Source organism: Sphingopyxis sp. (assembly GCF_025869345.1).
Taxonomy (GTDB): domain Bacteria; phylum Pseudomonadota; class Alphaproteobacteria; order Sphingomonadales; family Sphingomonadaceae; genus Sphingopyxis.
In genome coordinates this window covers 1-17,259 of sequence record NZ_JAOZVW010000015.1, presented here as the reverse complement: position 1 = coordinate 17,259, position 17,259 = coordinate 1, and the positions used below count along the sequence as shown (strand labels likewise).

21 protein-coding genes are annotated in these 17,259 nt (G+C 67.8%); 13 read left to right on the top strand and 8 right to left on the bottom strand.

Annotated elements, in window-relative coordinates:
• Positions 1 to 146: 146 nt before the first annotated feature.
• The 4 genes from OJI97_RS01210 to OJI97_RS01195 are packed head-to-tail and all read left to right on the top strand — an operon-like array spanning position 147 to position 4,015.
• A complete protein-coding gene (locus OJI97_RS01210) occupies positions 147 to 977 on the top strand; it encodes a diacylglycerol kinase family protein (protein ID WP_297660143.1) in 831 nt (276 codons plus the stop codon).
• Entirely contained in the window at positions 974 to 1,822 is an 849-nt protein-coding gene (locus tag OJI97_RS01205; RefSeq protein ID WP_297660140.1) for a metallophosphoesterase, read from the top strand. Before OJI97_RS01210 ends, OJI97_RS01205 begins: the two co-directional genes overlap by 4 nt.
• 49 nt (positions 1,823 to 1,871) lie before the next feature.
• Positions 1,872 to 2,975: a hypothetical protein gene (locus OJI97_RS01200; RefSeq protein ID WP_297660137.1), complete on the top strand. Its 1,104-nt coding sequence runs from the start codon at positions 1,872 to 1,874 to the stop codon at positions 2,973 to 2,975.
• On the top strand, positions 2,972 to 4,015 hold the full coding sequence (locus OJI97_RS01195) for a phosphotransferase (RefSeq protein ID WP_297660134.1): 1,044 nt from the start codon (positions 2,972 to 2,974) through the stop codon (positions 4,013 to 4,015). Before OJI97_RS01200 ends, OJI97_RS01195 begins: the two co-directional genes overlap by 4 nt.
• A gap of 74 nt (positions 4,016 to 4,089) precedes the next feature.
• On the opposite strand, the gene OJI97_RS01190 is transcribed toward OJI97_RS01195, so the two are convergent.
• From OJI97_RS01190 to OJI97_RS01170, 5 genes are all read right to left on the bottom strand, one after another.
• The gene (locus tag OJI97_RS01190) at positions 4,090 to 4,527 is read right to left on the bottom strand and encodes a hypothetical protein (RefSeq protein WP_297660131.1); all 438 of its coding nucleotides are present in this window, start codon (positions 4,525 to 4,527) and stop codon (positions 4,090 to 4,092) included.
• A gap of 204 nt (positions 4,528 to 4,731) precedes the next feature.
• Positions 4,732 to 5,229, bottom strand: a complete 498-nt coding sequence (gene rpsI, locus OJI97_RS01185) for a 30S ribosomal protein S9 (RefSeq protein ID WP_297660128.1) — start codon at positions 5,227 to 5,229, stop codon at positions 4,732 to 4,734.
• Positions 5,229 to 5,708, bottom strand: coding sequence for a 50S ribosomal protein L13 (gene rplM, locus OJI97_RS01180; RefSeq protein ID WP_297660125.1), 480 nt, complete (start codon positions 5,706 to 5,708; stop codon positions 5,229 to 5,231). The genes rpsI and rplM overlap by 1 nt, the downstream gene beginning before the upstream one ends.
• A 180-nt stretch (positions 5,709 to 5,888) precedes the next feature.
• Positions 5,889 to 6,686, bottom strand: coding sequence for a hypothetical protein (locus OJI97_RS01175; protein ID WP_297660123.1), 798 nt, complete (start codon positions 6,684 to 6,686; stop codon positions 5,889 to 5,891).
• On the bottom strand, positions 6,683 to 7,705 hold the full coding sequence (locus OJI97_RS01170) for a COX15/CtaA family protein (RefSeq protein WP_297660120.1): 1,023 nt from the start codon (positions 7,703 to 7,705) through the stop codon (positions 6,683 to 6,685). The genes OJI97_RS01175 and OJI97_RS01170 overlap by 4 nt, the downstream gene beginning before the upstream one ends.
• A gap of 408 nt (positions 7,706 to 8,113) precedes the next feature.
• Here OJI97_RS01170 and OJI97_RS01165 point away from each other — a divergent pair, with 408 nt between their 5' ends.
• From OJI97_RS01165 to galU, 6 genes are all read left to right on the top strand, one after another.
• Positions 8,114 to 9,103 (top strand): M48 family metallopeptidase, encoded by a 990-nt coding sequence (locus OJI97_RS01165; protein WP_297660118.1) that lies wholly within the window; start codon positions 8,114 to 8,116, stop codon positions 9,101 to 9,103.
• Positions 9,104 to 9,158: 55 nt separating this feature from the next.
• A complete protein-coding gene (gene msrA, locus OJI97_RS01160; RefSeq protein ID WP_297660116.1) occupies positions 9,159 to 9,698 on the top strand; it encodes a peptide-methionine (S)-S-oxide reductase MsrA in 540 nt (179 codons plus the stop codon).
• A gap of 140 nt (positions 9,699 to 9,838) precedes the next feature.
• Positions 9,839 to 10,381: a YfiR family protein gene (locus tag OJI97_RS01155; protein ID WP_297660113.1), complete on the top strand. Its 543-nt coding sequence runs from the start codon at positions 9,839 to 9,841 to the stop codon at positions 10,379 to 10,381.
• Positions 10,378 to 11,592, top strand: a complete 1,215-nt coding sequence (locus OJI97_RS01150) for a diguanylate cyclase (RefSeq protein WP_297660110.1) — start codon at positions 10,378 to 10,380, stop codon at positions 11,590 to 11,592. Before OJI97_RS01155 ends, OJI97_RS01150 begins: the two co-directional genes overlap by 4 nt.
• A gap of 14 nt (positions 11,593 to 11,606) precedes the next feature.
• On the top strand, positions 11,607 to 12,113 hold the full coding sequence (locus tag OJI97_RS01145) for an OmpA family protein (RefSeq protein ID WP_297660108.1): 507 nt from the start codon (positions 11,607 to 11,609) through the stop codon (positions 12,111 to 12,113).
• A 49-nt stretch (positions 12,114 to 12,162) separates the two neighbouring features.
• The gene (gene galU, locus OJI97_RS01140) at positions 12,163 to 13,026 is read left to right on the top strand and encodes a UTP--glucose-1-phosphate uridylyltransferase GalU (protein ID WP_297660106.1); all 864 of its coding nucleotides are present in this window, start codon (positions 12,163 to 12,165) and stop codon (positions 13,024 to 13,026) included.
• A gap of 37 nt (positions 13,027 to 13,063) precedes the next feature.
• Here the strand turns inward: galU and aqpZ are convergent, their stop codons facing one another.
• Together aqpZ and OJI97_RS01130 are read right to left on the bottom strand one after the other, a co-directional pair.
• Entirely contained in the window at positions 13,064 to 13,786 is a 723-nt protein-coding gene (gene aqpZ / locus OJI97_RS01135; RefSeq protein WP_297660103.1) for an aquaporin Z, read from the bottom strand.
• 125 nt (positions 13,787 to 13,911) lie between these two features.
• Complete coding sequence (locus OJI97_RS01130; protein WP_297660100.1) at positions 13,912 to 15,198, bottom strand: methyl-accepting chemotaxis protein; 1,287 nt, start codon at positions 15,196 to 15,198, stop codon at positions 13,912 to 13,914.
• A 180-nt stretch (positions 15,199 to 15,378) separates the two neighbouring features.
• Between OJI97_RS01130 and OJI97_RS01125 the strand changes: the two genes are divergently transcribed.
• Complete coding sequence (locus tag OJI97_RS01125) at positions 15,379 to 15,684, top strand: hypothetical protein (RefSeq protein WP_297660097.1); 306 nt, start codon at positions 15,379 to 15,381, stop codon at positions 15,682 to 15,684.
• A 62-nt stretch (positions 15,685 to 15,746) separates the two neighbouring features.
• Here OJI97_RS01125 and OJI97_RS01120 read toward each other — a convergent pair whose 3' ends face one another.
• Positions 15,747 to 16,454 carry a S24 family peptidase gene (locus OJI97_RS01120; RefSeq protein ID WP_297660094.1) on the bottom strand — a complete coding sequence of 236 codons (708 nt, stop codon included), beginning with the start codon at positions 16,452 to 16,454 and terminating at the stop codon, positions 15,747 to 15,749.
• 98 nt (positions 16,455 to 16,552) lie between these two features.
• Here OJI97_RS01120 and OJI97_RS01115 point away from each other — a divergent pair, with 98 nt between their 5' ends.
• Together OJI97_RS01115 and OJI97_RS01110 are read left to right on the top strand one after the other, a co-directional pair.
• Positions 16,553 to 16,795, top strand: a complete 243-nt coding sequence (locus tag OJI97_RS01115; RefSeq protein ID WP_297660091.1) for a hypothetical protein — start codon at positions 16,553 to 16,555, stop codon at positions 16,793 to 16,795.
• Positions 16,792 to 17,100, top strand: coding sequence for a hypothetical protein (locus OJI97_RS01110; RefSeq protein ID WP_297660088.1), 309 nt, complete (start codon positions 16,792 to 16,794; stop codon positions 17,098 to 17,100). Before OJI97_RS01115 ends, OJI97_RS01110 begins: the two co-directional genes overlap by 4 nt.
• Positions 17,101 to 17,259 lie beyond the last annotated feature (159 nt).

Sequence of the window (17,259 nt, the reverse complement as noted above, 5' to 3'; positions counted from 1 at the left end):
CCTATCCGTTTCCTCTTCCCGTCACCCCGGGCTTGACCCGGGGTCCCGCTCTCCTCCACCGACCCTGAAAGCGGGACCCCGGGTCAAGCCCGGGGTGACGGATAAGGCTATCGCCACCTTTTCCAGCCTCATGCGTAGAAAGGCCCATGACCAGCGCCTTCTCCCGCCCCGCCCTGATCTGCAATAGCCAGAGCGGCAGCCATGACCCCGCCATCGAGACCGCGATCGCACAGGCCTGCAAAGCCGCCGGCGCGCCGCTCGCCGCGACCTTCGCCTTACCCGACGACGCCATTCCCGACGCCGCGGCTCTCCGCGCAACGGGCATCGACCTGCTGCTCGTCTGGGCCGGCGACGGCACCATCAACGCCGCGGCGACCGAGGCCGCGGGTTGGGACGGCGCGATCCTGCCGCTGCCCGGCGGGACGCTGAACCTGCTCTCCAAGGCGCTGCACGGCGACCGCCCCGTGCCCGAGATCCTGGTCGACGCACTCGGCGGCAGGGCGCGGCGGCGCCCGGTGCCGATCGTCCGGTCGGAGAACGGCACCGCCTTCATCACCATAGTCGCGGGCCCCGCGACGCGCTGGGCCGAAGTGCGCGAGACGATGCGGCAAGACGGAATCGTCGAGGCCAGCCGCGCCGCGCCCGACGCGCTGGAGACGATGCTGAACGCGCCGGGGGTGCGCGTCGCCGGGCAGGACACGGCCTATCCCGCGATCATCCTGACCCCGACCGAGACCGGCCTTCGCGCCGACGGCATATTGACCGAAGGCAGCATGGACGTACTCCGCCATGGCCTCGCCTGGCTGGGCGGCGATTTCCGCGACGGGCCGAGCGAGGAGATCGCTCGCGCGGAAACGATCATCCTCGAAAGCGACGCGCCGATCAGCCTCGAATATGACGGCGAACTCGCCGAGACGCCGTCGCCCGCGCGCTTCGCGCTGGGGATGAGCGCGGTCGATTTCGTCGCGACGGCATGATCCGGCTGTTCCACGCCAGCGACCTGCATTTCGGGCTGGAGGACCCCGCAGCGCTCGGCTGGTTCGCCGATTGCGTGCGGCGCGAGGCGCCCGCGGCGGTGCTGATCACCGGCGACCTGACGATGCGCGCGCGGTCGCGCGAATTTGCCGCCGCCTGCGACTGGATCGGCGCGCTGGGCGCGCCGGTGACGGTCGAGGTCGGCAATCACGACCTGCCTTATTTTAACCCACTCGCGCGCTTCTTTCGCCCCTATGCGCGGATTCGCCGGATCGAGCGGCTCGTCGAGCGCGAGCTCGACCTGGCCGAGGTCGCCGTCGTGCCGCTCAAGACCACCGCGCGCGCGCAGGGACGGCTCGACTGGTCGAAAGGCTGGGTGACCCGCGCGGCGCTGGCGAGGACGCTCGCCGCGATCGACACCTTGCCCAGGGCGACCGCCACGCTCGTCACCGCGCATCATCCGCTCGTCGAGGCGGGAACGAAGGGCCGCGCTCTGACCCGCGGCGGCGAGGCAGCGCTGACCGCGCTCGCCGAACGCGGAGTCGCCGCCGTGCTCACCGGCCATGTCCACGACGCCTTCGACCTGATGAAGCAGACTCCCGCCGGGCCGATCCGCATGATCGGCGCGGGCACGCTGTCGAAGCGCATCCGGTCGACCCCGCCGAGCTTCAACGAGCTCATCCTTGCGGACGGCCGGATCGACGTGCGCGTCCGTAACCTCGCGCATGTCCCGACCCCCGCGATGCAGATCGACGATGTCCCGCCCGACGCGCTGCCGCCGCGCGAGCCCGGCGAGCCGGTCGCCCCCGTCGGCGCGGTGCCGCCGGTCGATCCGCCGGTGCATTGACGCGGCGCCACTTCCCGTTAGGTTGCAAGAAAAAACGGGATGAGGACCGATGCTGACAAAAGGCGATGATTTTCCGTTGCACCAGACCAGCGAGCCGATTGCGTTCGCGGGCACCGACCGCAACTTCTACGACCGCTATTTCTTCAACGGCTATAGTCCCGACGGGTCGGTCTTCTTCGCCGCGGCGATGGGATTCTATCCGCAGCTCGGCATCGTCGATGCCAGCTTCTGCGTCATCGTCGATGGCGTGCAGCACAATCTGCGCGCCAGCCGCCGGTCGGGCGGCGAGCGGCTCGACCTGTCGGTCGGCCCGATCGCGATCCACATCGACGCGCCGCTGGAGATGATGACGCTGCGCATCGCGCCGAACGAGGGGCCGCTGGCCGCCGACCTCACCTTCACCGGCCGCCATTTTCCGATCGAGGAACCGCGCTTCATCCGCCGCAACGGCACCCGCCTGTTCATGGACTATACGCGGCTGACCCAGAACGGCCGCTGGTCGGGCTGGCTGGCGGTCGACGGCGCGCGAACCGCGGTCGACAGCGCGTGGACCGGCACGCGCGACCGGAGCTGGGGCCTCCGCCCCGTCGGCGCAAGCGAGCCGCAACCGCCGCCGGAGGGCAATTTCAACCAGTTCTTCTGGCTCTGGACGCCGTGCAATTTCGGCGACCGCTCGCTTTTCTTTCACAGCAACGACGATGGCGCGGGGAATCCCTGGAACCGCCGCGCGGTGATCGTCGGCGATGCCTCGATCAAGGGGGGCACCGAACAGCATTTCGACGCCGCGACCTTCGCCGCCCATTGGCAGGCGGGATCGCGGCGGATCGCGCGCATGACCGCCGACCTCGGCAGCGGCCGATCGCTGACGCTGACCCCGACCGGCCCGGTCTTCGCGATGAGCGGACTCGGCTATACCCATCCGGTCTGGGGCCACGGCCTCGACCATGGCGCGGAGGTTGCCGTCGCGCACGACAGCCTGACCGAAGCCGAACGCGGCTGGAGCAACCCGCTCGCGATGCATATCCAGGCGCTCGTCACCGCTGAGTTCAACGACGGCGGCAACACGCATCGCGGCGCGGGGGTGCTCGAACAATTGTTCGTCGGCCCGCACGCGCCCACCGGCCTCACCGGCCTGATGGACCCCGCCGCATGAGCTTTCCGACGACGCCGGAGGCGATGAGCCCGGGCTGGCTGGCGGAAAAACTGGGGCAGCGCGCCGACGCGCTCCGCGGCTTCGCCGTTGCCAAGGTCGGCACCGGCCAGATGTGCGACAGCTTCCGCCTGACGCTCGATTGGGCGGACGGTATCGATGCCCCCGCCACCGTCGTCGCCAAATGCCCGAGCCACGACGAGGCGAGCCGCAACATCGCCAAGCTCACCGGCACCTATGTCAAGGAAGTGAGCTGGTATCGCGAACTCGCGGCGGGAAGCGGGGTCGCGGCGCCGCACTGTTACCATGCCGAGATCGCCGACGACGACGTCGATTTCGTGCTGATCCTCTCCGACCTCACCCCCGCGCGGCAGGGCGATCAGCTCGCCGGGCTCGGGATCGACCGCCTCGCGCCGTGCATCGACGCCGCCGCCGGGCTGCACGCGCTGCTCTGGAACGATCCGCGACTCGATACGCTGCCGTGGCTCGCGCGCGACAATAGCGAAGTAGTGCGCGCGCTTTTCCCGCAATTCTACACGGGGTTTCGCGAGCGCTACGCCGAGCGCCTCGCGCCCGAAGTGCTCGATCTCGGCGCCGGGATCGTCGAACGGATCGATGCCTATCTCGCGCGCCAGAGCGCGGCGCGGACGATCGTTCACGGCGACCTCCGGATCGACAATATCCTGTTCGCGCCGGGCGGCGCGCGCTGCTGGCTCGTCGACTGGCAGACACTGGGGCGCGGCAGCGGCGCGAGCGATCTCGCCTATCTGATCGGCACCAGCATCGCCGACCCCGCCGAGCGCGTCGCCGCCGACCGCCCCGCCTTCGATCAATGGCTCGCGGCGCTGCGCCGGCACGGCATCGACCCCGACGCGGCGGGGCTGTGGGACGATTATCGCGTCGGCGCCCTCAGCGGCTATTTCATGGCGGTCTTCGCCTCGATGAGCGTCGAGCGCACCGCGCGCGGCGACGAAATGTTCGCGGTGATGGCCGAACGCCCGGCGCGGCAGGCGCTGATGCTAGGGAGTCTGGACCTGTTGTAGCTGAGGAGCGAAACGCTCGCTTTTCTAGACATGGATTTCAAGGCGGGTTTCGGACGCGGGAAACGGGATCCGCGCTATCGTAAGTTCTCAAATGTTCGAGTGAACTCAGGGAGGCGCAAACGTGCCTTTTCTGCATTGTAGGCAGCTTCATCGAACGGCCCCTTGATCCCGCCATATGGTAATTTCCGAGCTTCGTCCGAAGATCGAACCACGTAAAAATATTGGGTTATTACGCGATCCGGCTCATCAGGAAATTTTCGTGGATGCACGGCGGCAACGAGATATTTCTCATTATATCCTGCAGCGAAAACAGTTGGTCCTGGCAGTCCGTCTCCCACACAGACGCCGCCTGGGCCCGACCAACAAATGGACATATCTTCATCCACATCTGCTGCCGCCAGTCGATAAGGTCCAACTAAAGTTTCGTCATGCACCATGCCTGAAAAAGGCGTGCAGCCTGCTATGAGAAAAATGCCGACAATGACAGCATGGCGCAGGCGGTCGGATGTCATAGCCCCGACCTATCGCCGACAAACTATAATTGCCAGAGCAGAGGCGAGATATCACCTCCACAGGGCCAAACGGAAAGCCCTCGTTTTCTGACTTTGTATTCTGCACGCGCCAATTGCAAACAGCGGCTGCTTGTCAGACACACGAAAAAGGGCGGCCCGTTGCCGGACCGCCCTTTCCTTCTCCACCCGTCGGTGGAAAAACTTTTAGCGCTTCGAGAACTGGAAGCTGCGGCGGGCCTTGGCCTTGCCATACTTCTTACGCTCGACCGCGCGGCTGTCGCGGGTCAGGAAGCCGGCCGCCTTGACCGGACCGCGCAGCGCGGGCTCGAAGCGGGTCAGCGCCTGGGCGATGCCGTGCAGCACCGCACCCGCCTGGCCCGACAGGCCGCCGCCCTTGACGGTCGCGACGACGTCATACTGGCCGGTGCGCTCGGTCAGGCCGAACGGCTGGTTGATGACGAGGCGCAGCGTCGGGCGCGCGAAATAGACTTCCTGGTCGCGGCCGTTGACGGTGATCTTGCCCGTACCGGGCTTGACCCACACGCGGGCGACGGCGTCCTTGCGGCGGCCGGTCGCATAGGCGCGGCCCTGCTTGTCGACGATCTTTTCGCGCAGCGGCGCGGCCGGCGTTGCCGGGGCGACGGTGCCTTCAACGGCGCCGGCGAGATCCTTGAGATCGGTCATGGTCTGTTCGTCAGCCATTATGCACCCACCTTGTTCTTGCGGTTCATCGACGCGACGTCGATCACTTCGGGGCTCTGCCCTTCATGCGGATGTTCGGCTCCGGCGAAGATGCGCAGGTTGCGCATCTGCTGGCGGCCGAGCGGGCCGCGCGGAATCATGCGTTCGACGGCCTTTTCGAGCACGCGCTCGGGGAAGCGGCCTTCCAGCACCTTCTGCGGGCTGGTTTCCTTGATGCCGCCGGCATAGCCGGTGTGCTTGTAATAGCGCTTGTCCTGCAGCTTCTTGCCGGTGAACGCCACCTTCTCGGCATTGATGACGATGACATTGTCACCGCAATCGACGTGCGGGGTGAAGCTCGGCTTGTGCTTGCCGCGCAGGATGTTGGCGATGATCGACGCGACGCGGCCCACGACGAGACCGTCGGCGTCGATCAGCACCCATTTCTTTTCGACCGTACCGGCATTCGCCGACTGGGTCGTCTTGGTCAGCGCCTTCATGGCACGCTCCTTGACAGACATGGACTTCAGACAGGAAACGGAGCGCGAGCCGCCCCGAAACAGGTACGCCGCCTGTCCCGAACGGACGAAGCGGCGCTTCGGAGCGGGCCAATGGCGCCGGATGCAGGAAAAGTCAACTCTGCAGCGGCTTTGCTGACGGGTATCATAATACCTTGATGTCTAATCCTCCGCGGCGAGCGCCCGGATGCGCTCCTCGACGAGCGTGCGGTCGTCCGAACCGGTGGTGGCAATCCACGTCCGGCGGCGCTCGTTCACGACAAGCCCGGTCGTCGTATCGATCGTCCAGGCCGTATCGATCTCGATCGGCTCCTTCCCCTCCGCTCCGGCCTTGACCGCGGCCGTTTCGGATTTCGTCACGGTGCGCAGGGTCCCGGTCTGCTCGACGGAACGCCCTGGGGAGCCATGTTCGATCGCCGGATTCGCCGCCGCGACAAGGGCGCGAACATCCGCCGTCGCGAGCTTTTCGCGCTCGGCCGGCGGCAGCGCCGCCAGCAGGCCCGCCATCTGTTTTGCCTCGCCCTGCGCAGCGCTCGCGCCCAGATCGTGCGCGCGGCCGAGCACCTGCTGCCACAGCGCTTCGGGATCGACGAGCGTGATGCCGCTGCCGTCGGGCGCGATCAGATAGGTCACCGGCTGACCGACCAGCGGGTCCAGCATTCCGGTCACCGCCCGCGCGACTTGGGGCGCTGCGTCGGATTCGATCGCGCGCAGCGTTGCCGCCAGCCGCACGCCGCGCCCCGCCCGGCTCCACTGGAGGTCATAGACGAGCGTATAGCTCGCCATCGAACCGTCGCGCGCGCGGCGCCGCGTGGTGACGCGATAGACCATCGGTCGATCGGTCGGCGGGGCGAACAGCAAGGGCGCGGCCGCCGGGGGTGCCGCCGGTGGCGGCGCGGAGAACTGGAGCGCGGGAGGCAGGGGCTGCGCCGCCAGCAGCAGCAGCGCCGGGCCGATCATGCGGCCGGGCGGCCCAGCCGGTGCAGCGACGCCGCCGTCACCGCGACGAGGATCGCGCCCGTCACCTGGTGCAGCGCCGCGATCTCCATCGATACGCCGGTCACCACGGTCAGGATGCCGAGGCTCATCTGCGCCAGGACGACGAGGAGCAGGAGCCGCGGTTCGATCCGCGCGCCGCACCGCGCAAGCGTCCGCGCCAGCCACAGTAGTGCGGCCGCCGCGACCCACGACCACCAGCGGTGGAGGAAATGGATCAGGAAGGGATCGTTGGTGAAAGCGAACCAGGCGCCGTGCGACCAGTCGATCCCGTCGGGCACGAAGCGGCCGTTCATCGACGGCCAGGTACTCGCGACATAACCGGCGTTGAGCCCCGCGACCCACGCGCCGAGCAGCAACTGGAAGAACAGGATCGCGAGCACCGCGACCGCCGTCCCGGTCGGCCGCGCCCGGGGCGCCGCCGGATCGCGCGCCATCAGCGCAAAGTCGCGCGCGGTCCAGACGAGCGCGACGAGCAGGAAGAGCGCGGTCAGTAGGTGGGTCGCGAGCCGAAAGTGGCTGACGTCGGTGCGACCCGCGAGACCCGAGACGACCATCCACCAGCCGATCGCGCCCTGCAGCCCGACGAGCGCCACCAGCCCGGCGAGCCGCCAGCCGTAGCCCGCGGGGATAGCGCGGCGCCACGCATAATAGGCCAGCGGCACGAGCAGCGCGAAGCCGACGAGCCGGCCGAGGATGCGGTGCAGCCATTCCCAGAAGAAGATGCCCTTGAATGCCGCGAGCGACATGCCGAGATTAATCTCCCGATATTCGGGGATCTGCTTATATTTCTCGAACTCGGCCTGCCACGCGGCATCGCTGAGCGGCGGCAGCACTCCCGACACAGGCTTCCATTCGGTGATCGACAGGCCCGATTCGGTCAGGCGGGTGATGCCGCCGACCGCGACGATGGCGATCACGAGCCAGGCCACGATCCAGAGCCAGCGGGAGAGCGTTGCGGGGCGGGGATGGGGGTGCGACATGGCCGCCCTATCGGCGCTTGCCGGGCGATAGGCAAGAGGGGCAAGGCGGTGGTGACGCAGCCGAAAGAAGAAAGCTATGCTGGCCGTTTCATAGGATTCGCGCAGAGGCGCAAAGATCGCAGAGAGGAAGAGTTGAAGTTCACGCGGAGCCGCGGAGCCGCGGAGAGGCAGGTTCGGGCCGACAGGCCCGCCCTTTTATTCGGGGATGCAGCAGGCCGCAGCGTTGCAATAGGAAAGCCGCTTCGCGGCAGATCCCATCTCTCCGCGGCTCCGCGTCTCCGCGTGAACCAAAATCTCTGCGATCTTTGCGCCTCTGCGCGAACCTTAATCCACGCCAGCTTTCGCCGCGAAACCGGGTGCACATCGAAATTCATGGCCGCGACAGGCGGCGCTTGATAAGCGGCGGCGATGCGGTCGCTGCTCGTCCTCGCCCCGATCCTGCTCGGCGTCCTTTTGCCGCCTACGGCCATCGCGTCGGCCGCCGGGCCTTCGCCCTATGCCGAACTGGCGGCGCTCGAAGGCCGGGTCGCAGCGATTGGCTTTCGCCTGACCACCGCCAATGCCGCCTGGTGCCCGGCGGTGCAGCCGCAGTTCGGCTGGATCTGGGGTGACCCGCGCCTCTACGGCGAAGCGCCGCGCGCCGAAGCGCGCGCCGCTTATCATGCCGCCGATGTCGATGCGCCCTATATCGCGGCGGTCGCGCCGGGATCGCCCGCCGATCGCGCGGGCCTGCGCGTCGGCACGCCGGTGCTGGCGATCGACGGCCACGCGGTTCCGGCGAGCGAAAGCGCCGATCCCTTCGCGCGCATCGCGGCGGTCGAAACGCTGCTCGCCGCGCTGCCGCCGCGCGGCATGGTGGAGATTTCTGGCGCGGCGGGGGCAAAGACCGCCGTCACCCCCGTCCCCGGCTGCGCGAGCGATTTCCGCGTCGATGCCCGCGACCGGCCCGAGGGCGCCTCCGACGGCCGCCTGGTGGTGATCAGCGGCGGCCTGGTCCGGTTCGCCGCCAGCGACGACGAACTCGCCGCAGCGGTCGCGCACGAGCTGGCGCACAACATCCTGCGTCACCGCGCCCGCCTCGATGCCGCGGGGGTCGATCGCGGGCTGGGCAAGCAGTTCGGTCGCAGCGCCCGGCTGTTCAAGCAGACCGAGGTCGAAGCCGACCGGCTGTCGGCCTGGCTGCTCGCGGGCGCGGGCTACGACCCGCACGCCGCGATCCGCTTCTGGACCCGCTTCGGTCAGCGCGCGGGGCGCCCGCTGTTCCAGGCCGGCACGCATCCGCGCTGGCGCGACCGGGTCGCGGCAATCGAAACCGAAGTGCGCGCGATCGACGCGGCGCGCGCGGCGGGGCGGCCGCTCGAGCCGCCGCTGATCGCCGCCCCGCCGCCCTTGGAATGAGGCCGCCGCCACCCTATCTACGGGGCATCCCCCTTCCACCACAAAGGACCATGGCATGACCCGTGACAGCGCAATTTTGGCCGGCGGCTGCTTCTGGTGCACCGAAGCGGTGTTCCAGTCGCTGGACGGCGTCGATGGCGTCGAAAGCGGCTATATCGGCGGCACCCTCGCCAACCCGACCTACAAGCAGGTGTGCGGCGGCGACACCGGCCACGCCGAGGCGATCCGGATCAGCTATGACCCTGCGGTGATTTCCTATGACGACCTGCTCGACGTGTTTTTCGCGACGCACGATCCGACGCAGCTCAATCGCCAGGGCAACGACATCGGCACCCAGTATCGCAGCGCGATCTTTCCGCTGAGCGCGGAGCAGGACGCCGCCGCGCGCGAGGGTATCGCGCGCGCTGCCGCCGATCGGCCCGCCCCGATCGTCACGACGATCGAACCCGCATCGGCCTGGTATCCCGCCGAGGATTATCATCAGGCCTATTGGGAAGGCGAAGGCCAGCGCAATCCCTATTGCATGGCGTCCATTCCCCCCAAGCTCGCCAAATTGCGCAAGGGCTTTGCCGATCGCGTGCGCGCGGACGGATAGCCGGGCGGCACGCAGCCGCACACCGACTGTTGCATTATGGCCGCATGACGTCACTTTTCCTTGACTTTGCGGCACTTTAGACTAGCGGACACCCCCGCGTCGGGGCAGGATGCCTGCGCGCGCTTGGGGGTCGCTTCACGGTGCTGGTTTCGCTTCTTCTGATCGGATCGTCGCTCACGACACCGCAGATGGCGGTTCAGGCCGCCAGCCAGACGATCGTCGAGAACAGCGCCGAAGGCATCACCAGCGGCGTCAACCGCATTCTCGGCGGCATCATCAGCTATGCGCGCTGGCCGGCGGCGGCGTCCCCCGCACCGCGTGACATGTGCCTCGTCGGCGCGCCGCGCCTCACAGGCCGCATCGCGCCCATCGTTCCGGGCGGGCAGGCGGTCACGGTGCGCCGCACCACGGCGGCGGGGGCGATCAGCGGCGGCTGCGACATCATCTTTCTCGGCCATATGCCTGTTGCCGACCGCCAGCGGCTGATCGGCTGGGTGCGCGGCCGTCCGGTGCTGACGATCACCGACGACGATCCGAATTGCAGCTTCGGCGCCATGTTCTGCCTGAACGGCGGCCCATCGAAGATCAGTTTCTCGGTCAATCTCGACGCCATCGGCCGCGGCCCGCTCCGCATCGATCCGCGCGTGCTGAAAATCGGCAGCGACGACGGAGGGGCGCGATGACCACCCGCCCGCCCGACCGCGAAGGTGCGCGGACGACGCTGCAAAAGCTGCTGTCGCGCTTTCATTTCGGCATCACCCTCTTCGCCGTCGCGCTGTCGGGGATCACGATCCTGCTGGCCGGAATCACCACGCTGCGCAGCTATGCCGACCATAATATCGAGCTTGCGGCCCGGCTCGGCGCCTATGGCGCCGAACCCGCGCTGGTGTTCAACGATCCGCAGGCGGCGCGCGAGGGGCTCGAGCCGTTGATGCGCCTTCCCGGCATCGCGCGGCTGCGTCTGCTCGACGATCGCGGGCACCCGCTCTACCAATGGACGTCGCCGCGGGGCGACCCGGCCCCCCTCCTGACCCGCCTCTTCTTTCCGCACCCCTTCGCGGCCACGGTCCAGCGCAACGGGTCGGTGATCGGACGCATCGAAGTGTGGGGCGACAGTTCGACGCTGATCGACTATGTGCGTATCGGCGCCCTCGCCGGCCTCGGCTGCCTGCTCATCACCGCATTGGGCACGATCATCCTCGCGCGCCGCTTCGAATATGAACTGGTCAAGCCGCTGGGCGAAATCGCCACTGTCGCACACGACGTCCGCCTCCACCGCCGCTTCGACAAGCGCGTCCAGTCGCTGGGGATCGTCGAACTCGACCGGCTGGGCGGCGACATCAACGCGCTGCTCGACGAACTGCAGGGCTGGCAGGGTACGATGGAAAGCGAAAACGCGCTGCTCGCGCACCGTGCCTCGCACGATATGCTGACCGCGATGCCCAATCGTGCCGCGTTCGACGAACAGTTGCGGCAGCGGATCCAGACCGCCCAGGCAAAGGAGCGGCGTTTCGCTCTGCTGTTCATCGACGCCGACAATTTCAAGGCGGCGAACGACAATCACGGCCATGCGGCGGGCGACGCCGTGCTGGTCGCGCTGTCGGAGCGGATCAAGGACACGCTGCGCAAGGGGGATTTCGCGGCGCGGATCGGCGGCGACGAATTCATCGTCATCATCGACCCGCTCGACGGCGCGATCGATCCCCGCGAACTCGCCGATCGCATCCGCGCCGGCGCGTCGCAGCCGGTCGCGCTGCCCGGCGGCCAGCACTACCGGCTGGGCATCAGCGTCGGCGCGGCCGTCTATCCCGACGACGGCGCCGATGCGCGGACCCTGCTGACCGCCGCCGACGCCGCCATGTATGCCGACAAGCTCGTCAAGCGCCCCACCTGAAGCGGAGAGATATCGTGACTCACCCCCTGCCCCTTTCGCTCCGGCAGCTTTTCCTGATCCCGCTCCTGGCGCTGCTCGCGGCCTGCCAGAGCGTGCCGCCGCCAGCCAAGGGGTTCAGCCCCGAACAGGTCGCCGCGCTCCAGGCCGAGGGCTTCGTCGAAACGGGGGACGACTGGACGCTCACCATCAACGAACGGCTGCTGTTCCCCTCGAACGAAAGCGGCCTGAAGTCCGAGCAGATCGGGCGGCTGGGCGAACTCGCGCGCCATCTCGTCGCGGTCGGCATCCCGACGGCGCGCATCGAAGGTCATACCGATTCGACCGGCGCCGCCGCCTACAACCAGGCCTTGTCGGAAGCGCGCGCGCAAAGCGTCGCGATGCCGCTCCAGGCGAACGGTATGCGCTTCACCGCCGATCAGATCATCGGCCGCGGCGAGACGATCCCGCTTTCGTCCAACGCCACGCCCGAGGGGCGGCAGGACAATCGCCGCGTCGTGATGATCGTCTCGCCCGCCGAATGACCGGCGGCGCTTCTTTTCCTGTTCATAAAAGCCCGCTAAGCCCGCGCGCATGAAACCGATCCGCAAAGCCGTCTTTCCCGTCGCCGGCCTCGGCACCCGCTTCCTTCCCGCGACGAAGGCGATCCCGAAGGAGATGCTGCCGGTGGTCGACCGGCCGCTGATCCAATATGCGGTCGACGAAGCGCGCGAGGCGGGGATCGAGCAGATGATCTTCGTCACCGGGCGCGGCAAGAGCGCGATCGAGGATCATTTCGACATCGCCTTCGAACTCGAAAAGACGATGTCGGAGCGCGGGAAGGATCTGTCGGTGCTCGAGGCGACGCGGCTCGGCCCCGGCAGTTGCGCCTATGTCCGCCAGCAGGAGCCGATGGGGCTGGGCCATGCTATCTGGTGCGCGCGCGACATCGTCGGCGACGAACCCTTCGCCATCTTCCTGCCCGACGAGTTCATGCACGGTTCGCCCGGCTGCATGAAGCAGATGGTCGATGCCTATGCCCGCGTCGGCGGCAATCTGCTTTCGGTGCTCGAAGTGCCGCGCGAGCAGGTCCCGAGCTACGGCGTGATCGCGCCGGGCAAGGCCGACGGCGCGCTGACCGAAGTCACCGGCCTGGTGGAGAAGCCGCCCGTAGACAAGGCGCCGTCGAACCTGATCATCTCGGGCCGCTACATCCTCCAGCCCGAGGTGATGCGCGTGCTCGAACATCAGGGAAAAGGCGCGGGCGGCGAGATCCAGCTCACCGACGCGATGGCGGCGATGATCGGCCGCCAGCCGTTCCACGCGGTGACCTTCGACGGCGCGCGTTACGACTGCGGATCGAAGGCCGGCTATATCCAGGCCAATCTGGCGGTCGCGCTCGAACGGCCCGATATGGCGAACGAGGTCCGGGCCTTCGCGATCGACCTTCTGAAATAGGAACCGGCGGAGAAGGTCTCCCCGCCGGTCCGGTTCCCTATTCGCCCTCGATATTGGGCTTGGGAAAGCTGTCGGCGCCCAGCGTCTTGTAGAGCCAGCCGCCGACGGCGCCGCCGATGAGCGGCGCGACCCAGAAGAGCCAGAGCTGCTGGAACGCGAGCCCGCCGACGACAAGCGCCGGGCCGGTGCTGCGCGCCGGGTTGACCGAGGTATTGGTGACCGGGATCGAGATCAGGTGGATCAGCGTCAGCGCGAGGCCGATCGCGATCGGCGCGAAGCCGGCGGGCGCGCGCCCATCGGTCGATCCCATGATGATCCACACGAAAAAGCCGGTCAGCACCATTTCGATGATCAGCGCCGACCAGACGTCGTAATGGCCGGGCGACCCGTCGCCGAAGCCGTTCGCCGCCAGCCCCTTCGCGATATCGTAGGCCGGGCTGCCCTGCGCGATATAATAGAGCAGGAAGGCCGCGACGATCGCGCCGAGCACCTGCGCGACGACATAGAGCGGAATGTCGCGCGCCGCGAAGCGCCCGCCCGCCCACAGGCCGACCGTCACCGCCGGATTGAGGTGGCAGCCCGAGATATGGCCGATCGCATAGGCCATGGTGAGAACCGTCAACCCGAAGGCCAGCGCGACGCCGAGAAAACCGATGCCAAGGTCGGGAAAACCGGCCGCGAGCACCGCGCTGCCGCAACCGCCGAAGACAAGCCAGAATGTGCCGATGAACTCGGCCAGACCCTTTTGGATGTTCGTCATAGGACCCTCCTGCCGCCCGGCGGTCATGACGCCCCCGGCGCGCGCGCACCCTAACACAGCGGAAAGGACCGGCAAGTCTTTGTAAACCATATGTCCCGCGACGGGATTCGCCCCGGAGTCCGGGTTCAGGCGGCGGCGACCGCCTCTACGAACTGGCTCGCGCGCTGGTGCAGCGACAGCGCGGCGCGCGTCAGCCCCGACGACAGCTCGCCGAGCGACACCGCGCCCTGCCCGACCGCCGTCGCGCCGCGGCTGATATGATGCACGCGCCCGTCGATCTCCTGCCCGGCGGCGACCGCCTGTTCGACATAGCTGGCGATCAGCAGCGTCGTTTCGCTCTGCCCGTCGACCGCCGCATCGACGGCGTCGGAAAAGCCGTTGTTCGCGTCGATCGCGCGCTCGACCTCGCTGAAGCCATCGGCGACCTGCGCGACGATGGCGCGAATACGCTCGATATAGGGGGTGATGTCGCCCGCGGCGCTGCGCGTCTGGTTCGCGAGACTCTTCACCTCGCCCGCGACCACGGCGAAGCCGCGCCCGGCATCGCCGGCGCGCGCCGCTTCGATCCCCGCGTTGAGCGCCAGCATGTTGGTGCGGCTCGCCATGTCGACGATCAGGCGTAGCATCTCCTCGATCGAATGGCTCGCCGCCTGCAGCGCGGCGGCGCGTTCGCCCGCCAGCCGGACCTTGTCATGCGCGTCGCGGCGGATCGCCCGGGCGCGGGCGCCGTCGTCGACGATCCGCGTCATGCTGGCCGCAAGCGCGCGGCCGCGATCGCCGAGTTCGTGCAGCCCGGTCAGCGTCTGCGCCGTCGCACCCGCGACCGATACGGCGTCGCGGCCGGTTTGCTCGGCGCGCTCGGCAAGCGTCTGCGAGACATGCTCGACCTCGCGCGCCATTTCCGAAAGCGCGCTCGTCAGCGCCGCGATATCCTGCTGAAAGCAGCGCCCGGCCTCTTCGGCGGCGGCCGCGCGCGCGCCGCGTTCCTGCGCCAGCTCGACCTCGCGCAGCATCGCCAACCGGGCCAGTTGCGCGCCGTCGAGGGTTTCGACGAAGCGGCCGCCGTCGACCAGGATCAGCGCCTCCTGGTCTTTCGACCGCGCCGCGATGCGAAGCAGGCTCGCGGTCGTTTCGCCGATGTCCGCGGTCGGGCAGGGCTCGATCATCGATTCGATCGATCCCCCGATCGACGGATTCTGCATCAGCGAGAACCAATAGGGACAGAAAAGCAGTTCGCGCACCCGCTGTTCGCGGATGATTCCCACCGGCGCGGCCGCCCGGTCGACGATGGTCAGGACGCGGAGCTCAGGCCGGGTCCGGAAAATGTCGATGACTTCGGAAAGCGGCGCATCGGCGCCGATCGCCACCGAATGGCCGGAAGCGGGAGACAAAGCGGAATCGACAGGGATCATCATGCTCTCTTGGCGGATCGACGGGTGACGAACGCCGACCTAGCCAAACAGGGTAAAGAGAAATTTAACCATTTGTTTCAGTGATATGACACATGCTCCTTCCTCCGCCTCCTTCCGTCGCAATATCCTGTTCAGCCAGGCGGGCCTATGCGACAAGGCGGCATCGGTGAGGAGAAAGATATGCGGGCCCTGATCATCGCGTTATTGGCCGCCCCAGCGCTTGCAGGCTGTGTGAGCACCGTCAAATCGGTCGTCACCGCGCCGGTCAAGGCCGTCGGACAGGTCGCCGACTGGTCGACGACGAGCCAGGACGAAGCCGACCGCAACCGCGGCCGCGCGATGCGCGCGCGCGAGGAGCGGCTGGGCAAGCTGACGCGCCAGCGCGACAAGGCGGCGGAGAAGTGCCGCAGCGGCCAGCAGGATCAATGCCAGCGCGCCGAGGTGCTCGATCACGAGATCGAAGCGGTGATGGCCGAGCAGATATAATAGCCCTCTCCTGTTCCCCCGCCTTCGCGGGGGAACACAGTGGCAAATCGGTTAGCGCCTGATCACCGCACCCGCCGCCCCGTCCACACGACGCGGCCGACCAGCCGCACCGCCGTCATCGGCAGGTCGTCCCAGCTTCGGTATTGCGGATTGTCGCTGATCACCGAAATCCGTCCCGGCCCCGGCGCGCGCGACACGCGCTTCACCATCAGCACATCGTCCATGCGCAGCACATAGATGCCGTCGCGCAGCCGCGCCGCGGCGTCGCCGCCGTCGACCAATATATCGTCGCCGTCGTTCAGTGTCGGCGCCATCGAATCGCCCTCGACGCGGATGATGCTGAGCGCGCGCGGATCGGCGCCGAGGTCGCGCAGCCATTTGGGATCGAAGGCGACCTGCCCCTCGACGGGTTCGCCGTCGATGCTGGCGCCCGCTCCCGCCGACGCGCCGATCGCGAGCTTGGGCACCAGCACCATGCCGCCCCCGCGCGGCCGCGCCGGCGCCGGCGCCGCTGCGGCGACGCGCCGCTCGGGCCCGCCGAGCAAGGCTTCGGACACGCCGAGATAGGCGGCGATCCGCGCGCGATCCTCCTCGGCCAGCCGTCGCGGCGTGCCGCGCTTGATATATTGCTGGATATAGGCGGGATTGCGCCCGATGCGCGCCGATAGCTGGGCATAGTCGATGCCCTTTTCGGTCAGGAGCCGGTCGAGCGCCGCGCGCGGATCGAGGTCGAATATGGTCAAGCGCGTGATCCTTCCTATTTCGTCCATAGCAATAGGAATTTTCCTAGACAAGTAGGAAATAGCCTATCAAATAGGAAATATCCTATTGGGCGAGTCGTCCGGTATCAGGGGCAAAGGAGGATGGAATGGAGCATAGCCTGCTGCAACGGATCGAGCGTTTTCTGTGCGAATCGCATATGCCGCCGAGCGTTTTCGGCCGCGCCGCGGCGCATGATCCGCGGCTGGTGAGCGATCTGCGCAGGGGACGCGAGCCGGGCCGCCGGCTGAGATGCAGAGTGGAACATTTCATGAACAAATGGCGCGCCGATCGTCACGCGGGGCGCGTCGCGCCATGCGGCGACCGCCGCCGCGCCGGAGAGCGCGGATGATGCGCTGGTCCCCCGCCGCCCCGGCCCGCCCGGCCTGTCCGCACCGCCGCCTGACCCGGCTGCTCGCCGCCGAACTGGGTGGCGGCATCGCGATCGGCGTATCGACGCTGCGCCCCTGGGCCAGCGCCAATTTCGTCGGCGCGCGCCACCTCTTTCCCTGCACGGGAGTCCAGCCGGCGAAAGCGCTTCAGGACAGGCTGACGACGATCGAATGGCGGCTGCCCGGCCATATCGTCGCCGATGTCGCGATCGAGCCGGGCGAAGGCGCGGCCTTCACGATCGAGATTTTGACCGTCGAAGACTGATCTTTTTCGAAAAGCTCCGGCAGGAAGTCGTGTGTCCCCGCGAAGGCGGGGATCATTTTAAGGCCGGTGGGGATTCAACCACGTGTGGACTGATATGAGGATAGTATCGTGTTCCCCCGCGAAGGCGGGGGTCCAGAGCGGGCTGGCGCAGGGCTGCTC